Source organism: Pseudomonas sp. GW821-FHT09C08 (genome assembly GCF_059418125.1).
Map to the genome: position 1 here is coordinate 348,470 of NZ_JBWKPG010000001.1, position 18,835 is coordinate 367,304.

The window sequence follows — 18,835 nt, forward strand, 5'->3', positions numbered from 1 at the left end:
TGTTACTATCGCCGTCCCTTGTCACCAGGAGTCACCGCCCCATGCAGCACCAGTGGGATGAAATGCACCGCACTCGCAAGCCCACGTTCGTGTTGTGTGGCGAGCCGCAGGGGGAGGTGCTCAATCTCTATGTCCACGGTTATTCGGCGTTCTTCAATCAGCAACAACTGGGCAATTTCAAGCAACAGTTGGCGGCGATCGAAGGCTCGACCAACCTGATGCTGTTCTGGCCGGCGGGGCATTTCCTGGAAAACCTGTTTGCGCCGTTCAAGGACGTGATCACCGCGATGCTTGGCGGTGGTAGCCGCGGCGCGGCGACCGTGGGGGTGGGCAAGGCGATTGCCTATTTCCTCGACCATTACAAAAGTGTCGAGGCCCGGGTCGACGAAGTGGCCAGGAGCCTGCTGCCGGAACTCGCCGGTTACCTGCACGGGGAAGCGCTGCAAGTGCGGCGTATCAACCTGATCGGCCACTCCCTGGGCGCGCGCATTCTGGTCAAGAGTCTGTTGGCCAACCCCGAAACCGCTCGCGAGCTGCCGTTGGACAACCTGCTGCTGATGGGCGGCGCGATCTGTACGTCGAGCCCGTGGGACGAGGTCTCGGCGCTGCTCAAGGGGCGGGTGATCAACTGTCACTCGAGCAAGGACTGGGCCCTGGCGATGAAGCCCGACACCGAGCGCTGCATTGGTCGTTACGCGATCCCGGTGACTCCGGCGCTCAAGGCCAAGGTCACCAATGTGCACCTGGCCAGCTTCGATCACGCCGCCTACTGGCCGCAGTTGCAGACCGTGGTGCAGTACACCGACCTGTTGCAGGAGCGGCGCGGCATGATCCGCGCCGACCAGCGCAGCAGCGAGGTGCGCTTTGCCGAGGAGGACGCAGACCTGTTCCCGGCCCTGGTGCAGGCGCGACCGGAAGAAGTGAAGTTCCTCGCCGAGCTGATGGCACAAAAACGCAGTGCCTCGATCGATGCCGCGGTACGCGAGCCGCTGAAGCTGGCCATCGAGTTGCAGCGCATGGGCGGCGACAGCTTCATGAACCTGGCCCGTGGCCATGGCGTGAATTACCGCCAGATCGCCGAAGATGTCGCGCAGCGCCTGGGGATCAAGTTCGATGAGCCACTGGAGACGGTGGCTTTGGCTGATGTCGAAGCACGAGTCGCAGAAAAACTGATCGAGCAGTACAAGGCCAAGCTGAGCACGGCCGACCGCCAAGTGTTCGACGCTGAACTCAAGGCGGCAGCGCAGAAGGAGCAGGGCGTGTTCAGTCGTTTCGATGTCGGCCGCTCGGCCACGGCGGCGTTGAGCGGGACGGCACTGGCCGGATTGACCGGGTTTATCCTGCGCCGGGGGGCGGCCACGGCGATCCCGGCGGTGGGCCAGGCCTTGGCCGCCGCCATGCTGTTGGTGAGCGGGGTGCGTGCGTTTTCCGGCCCGGCGTATTCGATCACCACCCTGGCGGTGCTGGTGGTCGGGCTGATTCGCCAACGCATGGAGCGTGAAGCGCTGAACCAGGAGATCGACCTGGTGGTGCAGGTGGTCGAGACGTTTGACCTGCCTCGGGACACGGTGATGCGCACGGTCGCATCCGACTGATAAGCTGCGCCCTTGTCTTGTGTGTTTGCCTGGGATACCGCGTGAAATTCAGCCTGCCGAAAATCGCTACCGCTCCATTCTGCCCACCGGAAGTGGCCGGCTCCGTCGCCGTTGATCCCAACGCTTCGTTCTTCAAGCGCATCCTCATGTTTGCCGGCCCCGGGCTGCTGATCTCCATCGGCTACATGGACCCGGGCAACTGGGCCACGGCCATCGAGGCCGGGTCGCGCTATGGCTACAACTTGTTGTTCGTGGTGCTGCTGGCCAGCCTCGCCGGGATGGCGGTGCAGTGCCTGTGCTCGCGGCTGGGCATCGCCACCGGCAAGGACCTGGCGCAACTGTGTCGCGAGCGCTACAGCCCGCGTTCGGCACGCACCCAGTGGCTGCTGGCGGAAGTCTCGATCATCGCCACCGACCTCGCCGAAGTGCTTGGCTGTGCCCTGGCGTTTCACTTGCTGCTGGGGGTTTCACTGACAACCGGCATCGTCATCACTGCCTTTGACACCTTGCTGATCCTCGCCCTGCAAAACCGGGGCTTTCGCCGCCTGGAAGCGATCATGCTGGCGTTGGTGGCGACCATCGGCGTGTGTTTCTTCATCGAGCTGGTGCTGATCAAGCCTTACTGGCCCGACGTGTTCAGCGGCTTCACGCCCTCATTGTCGGCCATCAGCGACGCTGCGCCGTTGTACCTGGCTATCGGCATCCTCGGGGCCACGGTGATGCCGCACAACCTGTACCTGCACAGCTCGATCGTACAAACCCGGCTGATCGGCAAAGACCTCGCCAGCAAACAGGACGCGGTGAAGCTGGCCCGGATCGACACCATCGGCTCGCTGGCCCTGGCGTTGCTGGTCAATGCGGCGATCCTGGTCCTCGCCGCCGCGGCCTTCCACAAAACCGGGCACACCGATGTGGTCGAGATCCAGGACGCCTATCACCTGCTGGACCCACTGGTGGGCGGCGCCTTCGCCAGCATCCTGTTCGGCGTCGCCTTGCTGGCGTCCGGGCAAAGCTCGACCTTCACCGGCACCATCGCCGGGCAAGTGATCATGGAGGGCTATCTCAACCTGCGCATCCCTTGCTGGCAACGTCGCTTGATCACCCGCGGGCTGGCGCTGATCCCGGCGTTCCTGGGCGTATGGCTGATGGGCGACGACGCCATCGGCAAACTGCTGATTCTCAGCCAGGTGGTGCTCAGCCTGCAGCTGCCATTCGCGCTGTACCCGCTGATTCGCATGACCGGCGACAAGCAACTGATGGGACCGTTCGTCAATCGGCTGCCGACCAGGATGCTGGCGTGGTTCCTGTTTGCGGTGATCAGTGGGGCGAATGCGTGGTTGATTGGCCAGTGGGTGTTTTGATCAAGCCTGCGGGGCCATTGGGATGATTTAAACTTTCTTGTAATGCACGACTTCCATGGCGTTTCCCCAAAAAAAAGATCTGCTGGGAGTCTGCCCGAGCCTGCCGTGCTGGAAAATGCTGGCCCGGAAAAACAGAACGGGCCTACCTCATTGGGTGGGAAAAATACTCAGCAGCGACGTCCTGCACACTCAAGCCGCCTCAACGATCCCAATACGGCACGCTGCCAAAACACTCCACGAAGTAATCGATCACCGTGCGCACCTTCAGCGACAACCGTCGGCTCCCCGGCCACAACGCGGCGATCTGCTGGGGCTCCAGGGTGGTCGCCACCTCATAGTCCGTCAGCACCGCCTGCAACGTGCCGGCGCGCAGGCCTTCGCCGATCAACCAGGAGGGAAACACCACCAGCCCCAGGCCTTGCTCGGCGGCGTGGGTGAGGGTGTCGGCGTGGTTACCGGTGATCGGACCCTTGACGCTGTAGGGCTTCCAGTCGCCCTGGCCCTTGCGGAAGAACCAGCGTTGCTGGCCGGTGATGCCCTTGTAGGCCAGGCACTGGTGGTCGATCAGTTCGTCAGGGTGGGTCGGCGTGCCATGCAGGGCCAGGTAGGCGGGGCTGGCGGCAAGGCGAAAACGCTGCGGGGCAAAGATGCGTGCCTGCATGCTGGAGTCGTTGAGCACGCCGATGCGAAACATCAGGTCGGTGCCGTCTTGGAGCGGATCGACGTAGGTGTCGGTCTGCTGGATATCCAGTTGCAGTTTCGGGTAGCGCCGGCACAACTCGCCCAGCCACGGTGCCAGGTGGCGCTGGCCAAAGACCATCGGCGCGTTGATGCGCACCAGGCCGCTGGGTTCGCTTTCCTGCTCCTGCAGCGCTTGGCCGGCGGCTTCGAGTTGTTCCAGCATCAAGCGCGCGTGGCGTCCCAGCAAACGCCCGGCCTCGGTGGGGCTGACCGCGCGGGTGTGGCGATAGAGCAATTGCTGGCCGAGGGCCTGTTCCATCAGTTGGATCTGCCGGGAAATCGAGGAGGGTGCCAGGCTCTCGCGGCGTGCCACTTCCGAAAAGCTGCCATGGTCCAGCACCGCGACGAACAGGCGTAGCGCCTTGAAACTCAATTCATTCAAGCCCTGCATCATGCCTCCAGGCTGTGCGTAATGCGCAAAGGTGTTGTCCGTATGCTCCCATTTATCGCACAGGACGACCATCGGATAATGCGCGTCATCCAATCCTTTGTTGATGTGCAGGTGATGTATGCAAGCAAGTTCTATTGAGGGCGTGGCGCAAGCCAAGCCGAAAAAAAACCTCCTGCGGCTGCTGCTGTTGCCGTTGGTGATCCTGGCCGGTATGGGGCTGTCGGTCGAAGCCGGCCTGCTCGGGCCGCTGGGCGTGCAAGTCGGGCATTTGTGGGCAACCTTGAGCATCTTCGGCGTCGGCTCGGCGATCCTGTATTTGCTGCTGCTGTTCAGCGGCCCGCAAAAGGGTCCGGCCCTGTCCGAGCTGCCGCGCTGGCAATTGATCGGCGGCTTCCTGGGGCCGATGTACGTGGTGGTGCTGACCCTGGCCACGCCGCATATCGGGATTGCCATGACCATGATCGCGATTCTGTCGGGCCAGGTCGGCAAGAGCGTGCTGATCGACCATTTCGGCTGGTTCGGCACGGCGCGCAAGCGCGTGAATGGCGAGCGCTGGATTGCCCTGGCGTTGATTGTGGTGGCACTTGTTTTGATTGCACGAGGTTAAGGCGATGAATCTGATTCTGTTATTGGTACTGGTGATTGCCGCAGGGGCGGTGTTGAGTGTGCAGGCTGCGATCAATGGTCGCCTGGGCCAGGCGGTGGGTGTATTGCGCGGCAGCCTGGTGACCTTCGTGGTCGGGGCGATTGTTACCGCGCTGATGATTCTGTTCTTCGAACCGGCCTATCCCGTGACCTTGTTGGACGTGCCTAAATGGCAACTGACCGGCGCGCTGTTCGGTGTGGTGTACATGATGGTGATGGTCGGCGCGGTGCCGGTGGTCGGTACGGCGGTCGCCACCGTGGCGGTGATCCTCGGCCAACTGGGCATGGGCATGCTGATCGACAACTTCGGCTGGCTGGGCAACCCGGCGATCGAATTGTCGGGCGCCCGGATCGTTGCAATGGCGTGTCTGGCCCTGGCTTTGGTGTTCATGTACCGCAGCAATACGCGCACCGACTGATGGGTTGAACCATCGACGGCGGGCCGCAGTCACTGCTTAAGGTGCCGGCGCTCGCCGCACCGGGACGACCATGAAGAAGGAGTCTGACCATGCCCGATAAAACCTGTGCCTGCCCACACTGCAAGTGTGTGCTGGGAGCTGATGCGGTAATGAAGGACGGCAAGGGCTATTGCTGCCAGGGCTGTGCCGAGCACCATGCCCATGGCGAGCCGTGTGCGGCGGCCACTGGCTGCGAATGCGCCAAGTCGGCTAAAGGCTAACCCCCGTAGGAGCCGGCTTGCCGGCGATGCGCCCCCAAGGACTGCACGAATCTTGAGGTCGCCATCGCCGGCAAGCCTGCTCCTACGCAGTTTCTACGGTCACTGGCGTTCGAGTTCGAGCCGCAGGCTATGATCGGGCAGGCGTTGACGGTCTTTCACCACGCCGCTGGTACGGCGGCCCTCCAGTGCCAATACGACGGTTTGCGCGTCATGCAGATCATCCGGCAATGGCTGGAAGACCTTCAGCACCAGCCAGCCTGGCGCGTGTTGCAGGCTCACCTGGCACTCGGCCTGTTTGGCCAGCGGCCCGAACAAAGTGTCGCGGGTGTAATCAATGCGCGCCCTGCCATTGATTGAATCCATGGTTCTCTCCCTGATCAAGCGTGAGCGCGCGCATCCGAGCGGCGCCATTGCACGTTGGTAATGCCGAACTTCTCGGCCTGCTCCCGGCTGGTCTTCTTGACCTGCTCACGGGCGAAACGGCCGATACGGCCCACGCCGGCATCACAGCTTGCCCAATGCCAGGCTTCCAGGGTGTCGAGCTTTTCCAGGCGGATGATGAATGACTTCGGCTCGCCATGGAGGCTGTAGTCGATCACGAACAGTTTTGCGTTATTCATTGGCCCATCAACCCTGGTGGTGTAAAGCAAGTGATCCTCGCGGGCGCTAAAAATTCACTCGGATTGTCGAGCGGTGGTCATTACCATGGCAGCTCACCCTTGATTGACGTGCCCCCCATGGCCCTGGCTGCGCCCCCCGACCTCAGTGATCACGCCGTCCCCGTGCAGCCTTTGGCGCGTACTTACCCGCGTGGGTTGTACGTGGAGCCGCACAGTCACGACTGGGGACAATTGCTCTACGCCATGAGCGGCGTGATGTGGGTCGAGACCCCCCGCGAAGCCCTGGTGGTGCCGCCCCAGCGTGCCGTGTGGCTGCCGCCTGGGGTGGAGCACGGGATCCGGGTGGTGTCGGACCTGCAGATGCGCAATATCTACCTGCGCCCATCATTGGCGGCGACGCTGGACAGCCAGGTGCAGGTGATTGAGGTCGGCGGGCTGCTGCGTGAGCTGATCGTCGCGCTGGTGGAGCAGGGCGACAGCGCTGACGCGGCGTATTACGACGCGGTGGTCGGCCTGGCCCTGCTGGAACTGCAACGGGCGCGTCGCTCGCAGATCCGCATCGCCATGCCGGTCGAGGCCGACCGGCGCCTGATCAACGCGTGCCAATCGGTGATGGCCGAGCCGTCCCTGGAAATTCCCTTCGAGCAGCACGCGGACACGGCAGGTGCCAGCGTGCGCACCTTGGCGCGGCTGTTCCAGCACAACCTGGGCATGGGCTTTGCCGAGTGGCGCCGCCAGGTGCAACTGGCCACGGCGGTGGCGGAGTTGATCCAGGGCCAGTCTGTCAGTGCGATCGCACGGTCGCTTGGGTACTCGCCGAGCAGTTTCAGCGACATGTTTCGCCGCGAACTCGGTGTGGCGCCTTCGCAATACGTCGGCTGAGGGGTTGGCCGAAATCCTGAAGCACTTGGCCGATGCTTCAGAAATGGGCTCTCTACACTGAGTCCATCAACCCCCTGAGGCGCAGCCCCCATGAACTACCTGATCTCCCTCGCCATCGGCCTGTTTGTCGGCGTGATTTACGGCGCGCTGGATTTCCGCTCGCCCGCGCCGCCGGCCATCGCCCTGGTGGGCCTGATGGGCATGCTGCTCGGCGAGCAGCTGTGGCCCATGGGGCGGCAGCTGGTCAGCGGTTGGTTGTCCTGATTTTCTTTCTCTCCTAAGGATTGCGTCATGAAAGCACTGCAGTTTTCCGCTACCGGCGACCTTAACGCCCTGGGTTTCGTCGACGTCGCTACCCCGGTGCCGGCGGCCGGTGAAGTTCTGGTCCAGATCAAGGCCGCGGGCCTGAACCCCAGCGATGTAAAAAACGTGCTCGGCCGCTTCCCCTATACCACCTTGCCGCGCATTCCGGGCCGCGATTTTGCCGGTGTGGTGGTGCAGGGGCCGCAGGCGCTGGTCGGTCAGGCCGTGTGGGGCACCGGACGCGACCTGGGCTTTTTCGCCGATGGTTCCCACGCCGAGTACCTCACCGTGTCCGCCAAGGGCGTGGCGCATAAACCCAGCCACTTGAGTTTTGCCCAGGCCGCAAGCCTTGGCGTGCCGTACACCACCGCCTGGGATGCCCTGGAACGCAGCGGTGTCGGCAAAGGCACGCGGCTGCTGGTGATCGGTGCCAATGGTGCGGTCGGCAGCGCGGCGCTGGCCTTGGCGAAAATTCGCGGGGCCCAGGTGCTGGCGGCGGTGCGCAAGGTCGAGCAGGTCGAGGTGTTGCAGGCGCAGGGTGTCGACGCGATTGCCCTGGGCACGCCGGACGAGCTGGGCGCGCAGGTGAACGCGGTGTTCAAGGGCGGTGCCGATGTGATCTTCGACACCACCGGTTTCTGGTTGCCGGCGGCCGTGGCGGGCCTGGCGCCATTCGGTCGCATCGCGATCATCGCCGCGCCGGTGGACGGCCACGTGCAATTGCCGGCCCTGGCCCTGTACCGCAAGGGTGGCTCGGTGGTGGGGATCAATTCGTTGCTCTACAACTGCGAGCAATGCGCGGTGATGCTCGAGCAGTTCGGACGCTTCTTCGACGAAGGCCTGCTGCCGCTGCCCACCGGCCTGCGCGAAGTGGCGCTGGCCGACGGGGTGCAGTGCTATCAAGACGTAAACCAGGGCAGCGCTGACAAGATCATCCTCCTGCCCTGACACGCTCAAAAAAGGGGGGTGAGTGCAGGCCTGAGTCGCGTGTCTGGCGCAGCTCCAGTGTGGGAGCGGGCCTGCCCGCGAAGGCGGTGGACCAGTAGCGGCGAAGTTGGCTGACCCACCGCCTTCGCAGGCAAGCCAGCTCCCACACTCATCGAGTGCAGGCTTGAGTCCCGTGTCTGGCGCAGCTCCACTGTGGGAGCGGGCTTGCCCGCGAAAGCGGTGGATCAGTAGCGATGAAGTTGGCTGACCCACCCCCATCGCAGGCAAGCCAGCTCCCACACTGATCGAGTGCAGGCTTGAATTCCGTGTCTGGCGCAGCTCCACTGTGGGAGCGGGCTTGCCCGCGAAGGCGGAGTATCATTAGCGGCTAAGCTGGCTGACCCACCGTCATCGCAGGCAAGCCAGCCAGCCCCCCAAGTCAACGCTCGTCAGGCTTCGGGGACGCCTTTTTCCCACGCCGACCAGTTCTTCAGGATCGCTTGCACCAGCGGGTTGCCCGTGCGGTACAGGTTCTCCAGCGCCGGTACAAAACCGCCTTGATCGGCGTACTTCAGCAGGTTGTCCACTTCGCTGTAGCCAGGATAAGGGCGGTCGAAATCGGAACCGGCACGCACCACCGCCAGGCGCTGGATATCCACCAACCCTTCGCGACTGGCGCGCAGCAGGGCCTCGTAGGTGGAGTTGTCCTCCTGCTGGGTGGTGCAGTACTCGCCTTTATTGTCCGTGAGCAGCTGGGTCCAGACTTCGGCGCGCTCGCTCAGGCGCGTGCCGGAGAACCAGGTGTTACCCGCCAGGGTGTCGCAGCGGGTGACCTGCGGCGGCTGGTTGGCTGGCGCGGCGGGGTAGTGTTTGCGCCAGGCGCTGGATTCCTTGCTTTCCGTGAGCTCGACTTTTTGCGACAGCGCAAACGCCTTGGCTTGCAGCTTCGGGTTCAGCTCAAACACTTCGGTCTTGTAGTCCAACGGTGGTTTCTCGTTGGGCCCCTTGGTGTTGATGCCGATATAGCCGGTTGGCCAGTCCTTGGGCGCATCCCGCGAGTCCAGCTCCCACTGGGTGCCGAATTCCACCAGGTAATGCGCCCACGCCGCCGTGCCGAGGGTGCCGTGCTTGGGGCTGATGCCGGCAATCCCGGCGATCAGGAAATAGCTCTGGCGCAGGTCGAACTTGGGCGACAGGGCCAGTGCCAGGGTGGACGCGGCGGCGTTGGTCTGGCCCATGCCGGTGACCAGCAGGCAGACGTCCTCGGTGTTGCAGCGGATCACCGGGTATTCGGCCGACAGGCCCGGCACGCGCACTTCCTGCTTGAGTGCCAGGCGGTCGATCCAGGTTTGCGCCTCGGGGGCGAACATGGTGATCAGCATCACTTTGGGCTTGATCGGCGCCGGTGTATCAGCCAGCACCACGTGGGGCAGCAGCGCCAGGCCGATGGCCAGTGACAGACGGGTAAACGCTTTCATCGAATGCTCCTTGATCAGAATTGATAGCCCACGCCGGCGTAGTAACCCCAGCCGTCGGAGCGGGCGCGGAAGTTGCCCTCGCCAAAGTTCAGCTCGCTGCCATCCTCCCAGTTGCCGCCGTTATGAAAGTAACGACCGACCAGGGTGAAGCGCAGGTGCGTGAACGAGTACAGCAGCACGTTGGTTGCCACCAGGGAATTGGCGGTGCGCGCCGGGTTGTCCTTGTGCAGGTCCGAGCCGAAATCGTAGTTGGTGAAGCCGATGTAGGTCAGCGAGGCACCGTTGTCGAAACTGCTGATGGGCACGATGTACTTCATCTGCGCGCGGTAGCCATCCCAGGAGTATTCATTGCTCGCGCCGTAGTTTTCCCACTGGTAACGCCCGTAGAAGTTCGCCGACAGGTTGACCCGCGAGTGGGTGTCGATATCGGTGCCGAGGCCGCTGTACAGGGTGTTGGCGCGGTTGTCCTTGTTGCTGCCGTGGTCGTAGATCCAGTCGAACGCCACGTACCATTCCTTGAACGGGCCGATGGCCAGGCTGCGCCCCGCCAGGTAGTCGATGGAAATACGCGGCTCATGCTCCATGAACACCGGCGAGCCATGGTCCCACACGCCTTTGTCATTACTGTTACCGATGGTGAGGATCTTCGGCACGTCGATGTAGCCGTACAGCTCGAAAGGCCCCTTGCGGCCGAAGTACTCGTATTCCAGGTACACGTCGTCCTGCGGCTTGGGGCCGAAGCTGATGTCTTTGCTGCCGATCAAGGTCAGGTCCTGGTTGAACCAGTCCGACCAATACACGCCTTTTTTAGCCGGGCTGGCTTCGGGGCTGAGGGTTTCGCCCTGTGCCGAGTCATCCACGGGTTTTTGCTGCGCCAAAATGGGTGCACTGAGTACTCCCGTAACGGCAGCCAGTAGCAAGGAAACACCAAAGCAAGCACGAGGCCTTGAGGTGGGGTGCATTGAAAATCCCTATTCGTACGCGGTTGGAACCCGATTCTGCGGGTAGTGGTGAACTTGGCTGGCAAGTTCGTTCCGCAAACGTTTGCACGTGGCGTACCAACTTTGTTCAAGGGATTGAGCTGAATGGAAAAAAGCGCGATTAATCGACCTTTTGGTCAAAATTGACTGGGTGTCATTTTCTCGATGCGATTGAACAGGTGCATCGCGGTTTCGCGCCGATACTCACTCGGTGTCTGGTTCATCTCGATGCGAAAATGCCGGTTGAAGTTGGACAGGTTGGCGTAGCCCACTTCAAAGCAGATATCTGCCACCGACATCTCACTCTGCAGCAGCAGCCGACAGGCGCGTTGCACGCGGAATTTACGCATCAGGTCGATAAAGCCATGGCCGGTGTTGCGTTTGAAGAAGCGCGAGAAACCCGGTTCGCTCATCTCCAGTTGTTGCGCGATGACCGACAGGCGCACGTCGCCGGTCAGCTCCGTCATCAAGTAGTCGAAGGCCTTGTTGATGCGTTCGGCGCTGCGTGCGTCCAGGGTCGGCGCGTAGCAGGGGCTGGCCAGCGCCTTTACCTGGGGGGGCGAGGCGTTTTTCAGGGTGTCGAGCAGTTGCAGGAACAGGATCAACCGCTGCAGGCCGTGGGCGCTGCCGATGGCTTCCATCAGGCGGGCAGCCTGCAGCGCCGTGGCGCCGGTGAACTCCAGGCCGCGCCGGGCTTGCTCGAACAGCGGCTGCAAGTCGCCGAGTTCGGGCAGGGTCTTGCGCAAGGCGAGGAGGGCGGCGCCGTCAAATTGCAGCACCACGTCGCGGCCGCTCAGGTATTCGCCGGGAGCCAGCTCGCCGATCCAGTCGTGCGGCAGGTCCGGGCCGATCAGCGCGACATGCCCGGCACCGAACGCGCCGATATAGTCGCCCGCCACCAGCTTGCCGCTGCCCTGGCGGATCAGGTGGATTTCAAATTCGGGGTGGTGATTCCAGCGCGCCAGGTCATAGGGGTAGTCATGTTCGAACCAGCGAAAGCAGTGGTCCGGCTCAGGCAGGATCACTTCAAGCTCGGCAGGGCGGTGTTCGAACAGTTGGGCGCGGCTGATGGGCATGGTGATGCCTCTTTTACTTGTTGGATCGGCTCAAAATACGCGGGTTGGCAAGCCGTGCGCTACCCCTGGTTTCGCCCGGCACTGATACTTTTTTGATCCTGGAACGGCGGTTAAAAAAGTATCAGTCGAGCATTCGCCCTGCGTTTGTGGGGGACTGGCCAAGCTGCTGTAATCGGCGCTCAACAACAAAAACAACAGGTGGAAACCGCCATGTTCAAGCTCCCGCACGCGTTGTTCCTGCTTTCCGGCCTGGCAGTGGCAATGCCCAGTCAGGCCGCCGACACCGTCACCATCGCCACCGTCAACAACAGCGACATGATCCGCATGCAGCGCCTGTCCAAGGTGTTCGAGCAGCAACACCCGGACATCCAGCTGAACTGGGTAGTACTGGAAGAAAACGTGCTGCGCCAGCGCCTCACCACCGATATCGCCACCCAGGGCGGGCAGTTTGATGTGCTCACCATTGGCACCTATGAGACGCCGCTGTGGGGCGCCAAGCACTGGCTGGAGCCGCTGACCCAGTTGCCGGCCGATTACGACGCCGACGACATCTTCCCGTCGGTGCGCCAGGGCCTGTCGGTCAACGACACCCTGTATGCGTTGCCGTTCTACGGCGAAAGCACCGTGACCTACTACCGCACCGACCTGTTCAAGCAGGCTGGCCTGAGCATGCCTGCGCACCCGACCTGGACGCAGCTCGGCGAGTTCGCCGCCAAGCTCACTGCCAAGGACCAAGGCCAATACGGCATATGCCTGCGCGGCAAGGCCGGCTGGGGTGAGAACATCGCACTGCTGAGCACCATGGCCAATGCCTTTGGCGCGCGCTGGTTCGATGAGCAGTGGAAGCCCGAGCTGACCAGCCCCGAATGGACCGCCGCCGCCAACTTCTACGTCAACACCCTCAAGCAATACGGCCCGCCGGGCGTGTCCAGCAACGGCTTCAACGAAACCCTGGCGCTGTTCAATAGCGGCAAATGCGCAATCTGGGTCGATGCCAGCGTCGCCGGCTCCTTCACCACCGACAAGAGCCAGAGCAAGGTCGCCGACAGCGTCGGCTTCGCGGCTGCCCCCACTGAAGTCACCGACAAAGGCTCCTCGTGGCTCTACGCCTGGTCGCTGGCGATCCCGGCCACCTCCCAGCACAAGGACGCCGCCAAGGCGTTTATCGCCTGGGCGACGTCGAAGGCGTACATCCAGTTGGTCGCGGATAAAGAAGGCATCACCAACGTACCGCCGGGCACCCGCCAATCCACCTACAACGCGGCGTACCTCAAGGCTGCACCGTTCGCCCAGGTGACCCTGGAGATGATGAAGCACGCCGATCCCGCGCACCCCTCGGCCAAACCCGTGCCGTACGTGGGCATCCAGTACGTGACCATCCCCGAGTTCCAGGCCATCGGCACCTCCGTCGGCAAGCTGTTCTCGGCGGCGCTCACCGGCGGCATGTCGGTTGACCAGGCGTTGCAGCAGGCGCAGTCCACCACCGAGCGCGAGATGAAACGCGCCGGCTACCCGAAATAGTTTTGACAGGACACCTCAATGAAACGACTCGAAGGTAAGAGCGCGCTGATCACCGGATCGGCGCGCGGGATCGGCCGCGCGTTTGCCCAGGCCTACATTGCCGAAGGCGCCACCGTTGCCATCGCCGATATCGACCTGCAACGCGCCCAGGCTACTGCTGCCGAACTGGGCCCCCAGGCCTACGCGGTGGCGATGGACGTCACCGACCAGGCCTCCATCGACAGCGCGATTGCCGCCGTGGTCGCCCAGGTCGGCAAGCTCGATATCCTGATCAACAACGCTGCGCTGTTCGACTTGGCGCCCATCGTCGACATCACCCGCGACAGCTACGCGCGGTTGTTCTCGATCAATGTCGCCGGCACGCTGTTCACCCTGCAGGCTGCCGCGCGACAGATGATCAGCCAGGGCCACGGCGGCAAGATCATTAACATGGCCAGCCAGGCCGGGCGGCGCGGTGAGCCGCTGGTGGCGGTCTACTGCGCAACCAAGGCGGCGGTGATCAGCCTTACGCAATCGGCGGGGTTGAACCTGATCAAGCAGGGCATCAACGTCAACGCCATCGCCCCCGGTGTGGTGGATGGCGAACACTGGGATGGGGTGGATGCGCTGTTCGCCAGGCATGAAGGTTTGCCGCCTGGCGAGAAGAAGAGGCGGGTAGGGGGTGAGGTGCCGTTCGGGCGGATGGGTACGGCAGAGGATCTGACCGGGATGGCAATCTTCCTGGCGTCCAAAGAGGCCGACTATGTGGTGGCCCAGACCTACAACGTCGACGGCGGCAACTGGATGAACTGATCCTGGTAGGCGCCCGGCAAGCCGGGCGCCTGCAGGGGTGTTTTACTCGGCGAAACTGCGATCAAAAAAATACACCGCCCCGGGCTTCAGGTTCTCCACCGTCGCCTGGGGCCGGCCGCCTTCACCGTGCTTCTTGCGCCCCGTCTCACGCAGATACCCCGCCTCTGTCAGCTTCAATAGCCGCTGGCGAATACTGGTCTTCAATACCGGCCGCTCCAGCACCAGGGAAAAGATCGTGGTCGCTTCCGGTGCGCTGAATTCATTGCCCAGGAACATCAGCGGCAAGCTGCTGTACAGCGACTTGGAGAGCAACCGTTCCTGCACCGCCGCGACGATACTGTTGTGATCGAACGGCAGCTTGATGCTGCCATCGGCCACTGCCTTCAGCGTAAACCACTCCTGGTGCTCACCCAGGCTGACTTCATCCGCGACGATCGCCAGGTAAAAGGTCGACGACGACCAGCAACGCGGATCGCGGAACGCGTCACCCACCGTGCCCACTTGTTCACTCCAGGCCAACGCCAGGCCGACCTTGTCGCTGGTGCGCAAACGCTCCACGGCAGCCTGGAGGCTCAGATCTTGCACGTCGCCATTCACCACCACGCCGGGCAATGCCCAGTGCCCGGCAAACGGCTCGGCCTCGCGCTTGTTCAGCAGCAGTTTCAGTTCGCCGGCCGTGCGGCAATAGCACAACACGCACAGGTCGACGGTATGGAGGTAGGGGCTAAGGGGCATGTGACGTCCTTCTGAACAACGATGAGGCACAGTCTAGCGGATCGAACAGATATGTCATGTACTGGGCCCGGGATAGATATCTAAATGTTTCTTGCAATGAAAGTACATGACGTGTACTTTTAATTCCAGGCCACAGGAGATCCGCCATGACCCTCGCGAAAACCGCCATTGCTTCATTCGACGTCGATGCGCAGAAGAGCTTCACGCCGCTGTGCCCCAACGAACTGCCCGTGGTCGGTGGTGATCAGATCGGTGCCGAACTCAACTTCATGGCCAGCCTCGCCGGCCACCGCGTCGGCAGCAAGGACGCGCACACCCCGCATGCACCCTGGGTCGTCACGCAGCACAGCGAGATGCTGCAGCCCACCGGCCTGGTCCACGCCGATGTTACCTGGGTCAGCCACTGCGTGCCGGGTACCGAGGGCTTTACCTTGCTCGACGAACTGCCCACGCCCTATGACTACGACTACTTCATCTGGAAAGGCGTCGAACCCGACCTGCACCCCTACGGCGCCTGCTACCACGACCTGCACGACAAGCTCTCAACCGGCGTGATCGAGTACCTCAAGGCCCAAGGTGTCAGCCGCGTGATCGTCGGCGGCCTGGCCCTCGACTACTGCGTCAAGACCACCGCCCTGCAACTGCTCAAGGCCGGGCTGGAGGTGGTCCTGCACGTGCCGGCGTGCCGCAGTATCAGCGAGGAGGGCGGTGTTCAGGCCGTGAAAGAGTTGCTCAAGGCCGGTGCCTGCATCAGCAGCACCCGCGAAGAACTGGCCGCGATGGCCACGCGTTAAGGAGATACACCATGGAAAGTGCCTACGACTACGAATCCCCGGTGATCCAGGGCTTGCTCGACACCGACTACTACACCTTCACCATGATGCAGGCGGTGTTGCACCAGCACCCGAATGTCGATGTGGAATACAACTTCATCGTCCGCTCCAGGGAAAAGCTCGGCCACCTGATCCCCGCGTTGCGCGCCGAGCTGGAGAACATGGCCGGCCTGCAGATGCGTGAAGGCGAGCTGCGCTTTCTGTTCAACCCGCGTTTTCGCGAATACCTGACCCCGGACTACGAGCGCTTCCTCGGCCTGTTTCGCTTCAATCTGCGTTATATCCACGTCAGTGAGATCGACGGCCAGTTGAACATCCGCGTGGTCGGCCCGATGCTGCACTGCATCATGTTCGAGCAGCCGGTTCTGGCACTGGTCAGCGAGTTGCGCAACCGCGACAAATACCCCGACGTGAGCCTGGAAGACGTCACCCGCAAGCTCTACCAGAAGTTCGACTGGCTGGAGAAAAACCTCAGCCGCGAGGAGCTGGCCGACTTGCGTGTGTCGGACTTCTCGACCCGCCGGCGCCTGTCGTTCAAGGCCCAGCGCGAAGTGGTGGACATCATGCGCCGCGACTTCCCCGGTCAGTTCGTCGGCACCAGCAATGCGCACCTGGCCTATGAGTTCGACCTGCCGCTGATCGGCACCATGGCCCACCAATGGCTGATGGTGCACCAGCAACTGGGCCGCCTGCGTGAAAGCCAGAACGCCGCGCTGGAAAACTGGGTGCGTGAGTACCGGGGCCGCCTCGGCATCGCCTTGACCGACTGCATCAGTACCGACTTTTTCCTCAAGGATTTCGACTTGTACTTCGCCAAGCTCTACGACGGCCTGCGCCAGGACTCCGGCGACCCTATCGCCTGGGCCGACAAGGTGCTGGCCCGCTACAAACAGTTGGGCATCGACCCGATGACCAAGGACCTGATGTTTTCCGACGGCCTGAACTTCGAAAAATGCCTGCCGATCCTGCGGCACATCCGTGGCAAGGCCAAGTTCGGCTTCGGCATGGGCACCAGCCTGGCCTGCGATGTGGAGGGCGTCGAGCCGCTGAGCATCGTGATGAAGCTGGTGCGGGTGCACGGCGAGCCGGTGGTGAAATTCTCCGATGATCCGATCAAGAACGTCTGCGAAGACCCGTCGTTCTTGCAGTACGCGGCCCAGGTGTTTTCTGTAGGAGGGGGCGTGCTCCCGAATGCGGTGGATCAGCGCTGACGGGGTCGACTGACACGTCGTCTTCGCGAGCAAGCCCGCTCCCACAGGTCAATCCAGGCAATACAGAGGTGTGATATGCAAACCCAAGAACGTATCGCGCAGGAACTGAATATCGATCGGCAACTGGGCAAGGGCGATGAAGCCAAAGAGGTCCAGCGGCGCATCGATTTCATCAAGACCACCTTGCGCCAGTCCGGCTGCAAGGCCCTGGTACTGGGCATCAGTGGCGGTGTCGACTCGCTGACCGCCGGCCGCTTGTGCCAGTTGGCGGTCGAGCAACTGCGAAATGAGGACTACGCCGCGCGCTTTATCGCCATGCGCTTGCCCTATAAAACCCAGGCCGATGAAAGCGACGCCCAGGCCTCGCTGGATTTCATCGCCCCGGACCACATCGAGACCCTGAACATTGGCGCCAGCGTCGATGGCCTGATGGCCAGCCTCGACGCCAACCAAGCCAGCGCCAGCCACGTGGATTTCATCAAAGGCAACGTCAAGGCCCGCACTCGCATGATCGCCCAGTACGCGGTGGCCAACCTGCACAACGGCCTGGTGGTCGGCACCGACCATGGCGCCGAAGCGCTGATGGGTTTCTTCACCAAATTCGGCGACGGCGCCTGCGACCTGGCGCCGCTCTCGGGGCTGACCAAGACCCAGGTACGCCTGCTGGCCAGCGCCCTCGGCGCTCCGGCGACGCTGGTGCACAAACTGCCGACCGCCGACCTGGAAGAGCTGGTGCCGGGCAAACCGGACGAACACGCCTACGGCTGTACTTATGCAGAGATCGACGCCTACCTGATGGGCGAGCCGGTGAGCGAACGAGTGAGGACCCTTATCGAGCAGGCCTACCTCAAGACCGCCCACAAACGCGCACTGCCCATCACTCCCTCGTAGGCGCCGGCTCGCCAGCGAAAAACCCATCGGCACCGCGCACTTCCAGCATGCCCGCGTTATCGTTGTGGTTTTTCGCCAGGGCAAGGTAAGCGTAACTCCCACGTCCACCACGTGGGAGCGTCCGCTATGTCGGCCTATCGCTCGATCGACCGACTCCACCGCGCATTCCACTCCGGCCGCGCCTGGTTCACCTGGTCCCAATCAATCGAAATCGCCGTCTGCAAGTAACCCTGCATCGCCTCCACCCGTGCGCGGGTCTTGTCGGTGGTCGGTGTGGTGGGGTTCGACGGGATCTGGTCGCCTTCTTCCAGCGCCGGTGCCTGGGCCTCGGCGGTCAGCAAAAATGCTACGAGTTTCTGCGCCAGTTCCGGCTGGTCATTGCGTGCAATCACGCATTCAGCCACGTTCAGCACCACCGCGCCTTCCTTCGGTTGCGCATATTCCATCGGCACGCCGAGCAACTTCTGGGTGGTGACCTGGGTCGGGGTGAGGGGGAAGATCGCCGCTTCGTCGGTCTGCACCATCTCGGAGATTTTCGCCGAGCTGGCGATGTATTCCAGTACGTTGGGGCCAACGGTTTTCGGCCAGGCCTTGAAGCCCGGGTCGACGTTGGTTTCATCGCCGCCCTGGATGCGGTTGAACATCAAGAAGCCGTGCAGGCCGAAGGTCGACGAGGCCAGGGACTGGAACACCACTTTGTCCTTGAAGCGCGGGTCGGCCAGGTCCATCCACGAGGTGGGCGCGGCCCAGCCTTTTTCCTTGAACATCTTGGCGTTGTAGCCCAGGCCGGTGACGCCCAGGGTCACGGCCACGGCCTGCTGCTTGATTTTCGCCTTGGCCGGGATCTGCTCCAGGGTCGAGCTCGGCGCCAACGTGTCGCACAGGCCCATGGAGATGGCGCGGTACATGATGCCGTCGTCGAGGAACATCACGTGCATCTGCGGGTTGTCTTTGTTGGCCTGGACCTTGGCGAGGATGTCCGACGAGGTGCCAGGCACGATCACCACCTTGACGTTGTTGGCCTTCTCGAACGCGGGCAGCACCTTGTCGGCGTACACCCGTTCCATGGTGCCGCCATTCATGCCCAGGTACAGCGTCGGCGCGGCGTTTGCGGTGGTGGTGAGCAAGGCGAGGGACAAGCAGGACAGCGCAATACGGAGGTTCATGGAGGTTT

At 62.7% G+C, this 18,835-nt stretch carries 20 protein-coding genes and 1 pseudogene; 13 read left to right on the forward strand and 8 right to left on the reverse strand.

The genetic code is table 11. The features are described 5' to 3' along the window. Nucleotides 1-41: 41 nt before the first annotated feature. On the forward strand, nucleotides 42-1,595 hold the full coding sequence (locus AC07OJ_RS01515) for a DUF726 domain-containing protein (RefSeq protein WP_495093741.1): 1,554 nt from the start codon (nucleotides 42-44) through the stop codon (nucleotides 1,593-1,595). A 41-nt stretch (nucleotides 1,596-1,636) separates the two neighbouring features. Then, nucleotides 1,637-2,956 (forward strand): Nramp family divalent metal transporter, encoded by a 1,320-nt coding sequence (locus AC07OJ_RS01520; RefSeq protein WP_495093742.1) that lies wholly within the window; start codon nucleotides 1,637-1,639, stop codon nucleotides 2,954-2,956. A gap of 199 nt (nucleotides 2,957-3,155) precedes the next feature. On the opposite strand, the gene AC07OJ_RS01525 is transcribed toward AC07OJ_RS01520, so the two are convergent. Continuing rightward, on the reverse strand, nucleotides 3,156-4,088 hold the full coding sequence (locus AC07OJ_RS01525; protein ID WP_065905991.1) for a LysR family transcriptional regulator: 933 nt from the start codon (nucleotides 4,086-4,088) through the stop codon (nucleotides 3,156-3,158). Nucleotides 4,089-4,206: 118 nt separating this feature from the next. Here AC07OJ_RS01525 and AC07OJ_RS01530 point away from each other — a divergent pair, with 118 nt between their 5' ends. The 3 genes from AC07OJ_RS01530 (at nucleotide 4,207) to AC07OJ_RS01540 (ending at nucleotide 5,412) form a co-directional block, all read left to right on the forward strand. After that, nucleotides 4,207-4,695 carry a DMT family transporter gene (locus AC07OJ_RS01530; protein ID WP_065905993.1) on the forward strand — a complete coding sequence of 163 codons (489 nt, stop codon included), beginning with the start codon at nucleotides 4,207-4,209 and terminating at the stop codon, nucleotides 4,693-4,695. A gap of 4 nt (nucleotides 4,696-4,699) precedes the next feature. Continuing rightward, a complete protein-coding gene (locus AC07OJ_RS01535) occupies nucleotides 4,700-5,152 on the forward strand; it encodes a DMT family transporter (protein ID WP_065905995.1) in 453 nt (150 codons plus the stop codon). An 89-nt stretch (nucleotides 5,153-5,241) separates the two neighbouring features. Beyond that, entirely contained in the window at nucleotides 5,242-5,412 is a 171-nt protein-coding gene (locus AC07OJ_RS01540; RefSeq protein WP_016977247.1) for a metallothionein, read from the forward strand. Nucleotides 5,413-5,511: 99 nt separating this feature from the next. On the opposite strand, the gene AC07OJ_RS01545 is transcribed toward AC07OJ_RS01540, so the two are convergent. Together AC07OJ_RS01545 and AC07OJ_RS01550 are read right to left on the reverse strand one after the other, a co-directional pair. Beyond that, entirely contained in the window at nucleotides 5,512-5,775 is a 264-nt protein-coding gene (locus AC07OJ_RS01545) for a hypothetical protein (RefSeq protein ID WP_120448241.1), read from the reverse strand. A 14-nt stretch (nucleotides 5,776-5,789) separates the two neighbouring features. Further along, on the reverse strand, nucleotides 5,790-6,032 hold the full coding sequence (locus tag AC07OJ_RS01550) for a DUF6555 family protein (RefSeq protein WP_495093743.1): 243 nt from the start codon (nucleotides 6,030-6,032) through the stop codon (nucleotides 5,790-5,792). Between the two features lie 117 nt (nucleotides 6,033-6,149). Here AC07OJ_RS01550 and AC07OJ_RS01555 point away from each other — a divergent pair. The 3 genes and pseudogenes from AC07OJ_RS01555 to AC07OJ_RS01565 all read left to right on the forward strand — a co-directional run bounded on the left by AC07OJ_RS01555 (nucleotide 6,150) and on the right by AC07OJ_RS01565 (nucleotide 8,165). Further along, nucleotides 6,150-6,934: pseudogene (locus AC07OJ_RS01555) on the forward strand (AraC family transcriptional regulator). A gap of 70 nt (nucleotides 6,935-7,004) precedes the next feature. Continuing rightward, entirely contained in the window at nucleotides 7,005-7,178 is a 174-nt protein-coding gene (locus AC07OJ_RS01560; protein WP_074851542.1) for a DUF1427 family protein, read from the forward strand. Nucleotides 7,179-7,205: 27 nt separating this feature from the next. Further along, the gene (locus AC07OJ_RS01565; protein WP_120448243.1) at nucleotides 7,206-8,165 is read left to right on the forward strand and encodes a quinone oxidoreductase family protein; all 960 of its coding nucleotides are present in this window, start codon (nucleotides 7,206-7,208) and stop codon (nucleotides 8,163-8,165) included. Nucleotides 8,166-8,593: 428 nt separating this feature from the next. On the opposite strand, the gene AC07OJ_RS01570 is transcribed toward AC07OJ_RS01565, so the two are convergent. The 3 genes from AC07OJ_RS01570 to AC07OJ_RS01580 form a co-directional block, all read right to left on the reverse strand. Continuing rightward, nucleotides 8,594-9,622 carry a purine-nucleoside phosphorylase gene (locus AC07OJ_RS01570; protein WP_120448244.1) on the reverse strand — a complete coding sequence of 343 codons (1,029 nt, stop codon included), beginning with the start codon at nucleotides 9,620-9,622 and terminating at the stop codon, nucleotides 8,594-8,596. 14 nt (nucleotides 9,623-9,636) lie between these two features. Beyond that, entirely contained in the window at nucleotides 9,637-10,584 is a 948-nt protein-coding gene (locus AC07OJ_RS01575; RefSeq protein WP_065906007.1) for a nucleoside-specific channel-forming protein Tsx, read from the reverse strand. A 155-nt stretch (nucleotides 10,585-10,739) separates the two neighbouring features. Then, on the reverse strand, nucleotides 10,740-11,678 hold the full coding sequence (locus tag AC07OJ_RS01580; RefSeq protein ID WP_495093744.1) for a helix-turn-helix domain-containing protein: 939 nt from the start codon (nucleotides 11,676-11,678) through the stop codon (nucleotides 10,740-10,742). A 210-nt stretch (nucleotides 11,679-11,888) separates the two neighbouring features. On the opposite strand from AC07OJ_RS01580, the gene AC07OJ_RS01585 reads away from it, so the two are divergent. Together AC07OJ_RS01585 and AC07OJ_RS01590 are read left to right on the forward strand one after the other, a co-directional pair. Then, nucleotides 11,889-13,199 carry an ABC transporter substrate-binding protein gene (locus AC07OJ_RS01585; protein WP_495093745.1) on the forward strand — a complete coding sequence of 437 codons (1,311 nt, stop codon included), beginning with the start codon at nucleotides 11,889-11,891 and terminating at the stop codon, nucleotides 13,197-13,199. Between the two features lie 18 nt (nucleotides 13,200-13,217). Beyond that, nucleotides 13,218-13,991, forward strand: coding sequence for an L-iditol 2-dehydrogenase (locus AC07OJ_RS01590; protein WP_495093746.1), 774 nt, complete (start codon nucleotides 13,218-13,220; stop codon nucleotides 13,989-13,991). A 42-nt stretch (nucleotides 13,992-14,033) separates the two neighbouring features. On the opposite strand, the gene AC07OJ_RS01595 is transcribed toward AC07OJ_RS01590, so the two are convergent. Next, nucleotides 14,034-14,726, reverse strand: coding sequence for an NUDIX hydrolase (locus tag AC07OJ_RS01595; RefSeq protein ID WP_495093747.1), 693 nt, complete (start codon nucleotides 14,724-14,726; stop codon nucleotides 14,034-14,036). A 146-nt stretch (nucleotides 14,727-14,872) separates the two neighbouring features. On the opposite strand from AC07OJ_RS01595, the gene AC07OJ_RS01600 reads away from it, so the two are divergent. From AC07OJ_RS01600 to nadE, 3 genes are all read left to right on the forward strand, one after another. Next, nucleotides 14,873-15,520, forward strand: a complete 648-nt coding sequence (locus tag AC07OJ_RS01600; RefSeq protein WP_495093748.1) for a nicotinamidase — start codon at nucleotides 14,873-14,875, stop codon at nucleotides 15,518-15,520. Nucleotides 15,521-15,531: 11 nt separating this feature from the next. After that, nucleotides 15,532-16,770 (forward strand): nicotinate phosphoribosyltransferase, encoded by a 1,239-nt coding sequence (gene pncB, locus AC07OJ_RS01605; RefSeq protein ID WP_495093749.1) that lies wholly within the window; start codon nucleotides 15,532-15,534, stop codon nucleotides 16,768-16,770. A gap of 75 nt (nucleotides 16,771-16,845) precedes the next feature. Further along, entirely contained in the window at nucleotides 16,846-17,661 is an 816-nt protein-coding gene (gene nadE, locus AC07OJ_RS01610; protein ID WP_213552477.1) for an NAD(+) synthase, read from the forward strand. Between the two features lie 134 nt (nucleotides 17,662-17,795). On the opposite strand, the gene AC07OJ_RS01615 is transcribed toward nadE, so the two are convergent. Continuing rightward, entirely contained in the window at nucleotides 17,796-18,827 is a 1,032-nt protein-coding gene (locus AC07OJ_RS01615) for an ABC transporter substrate-binding protein (protein WP_495093750.1), read from the reverse strand. Nucleotides 18,828-18,835: the final 8 nt, after the last annotated feature.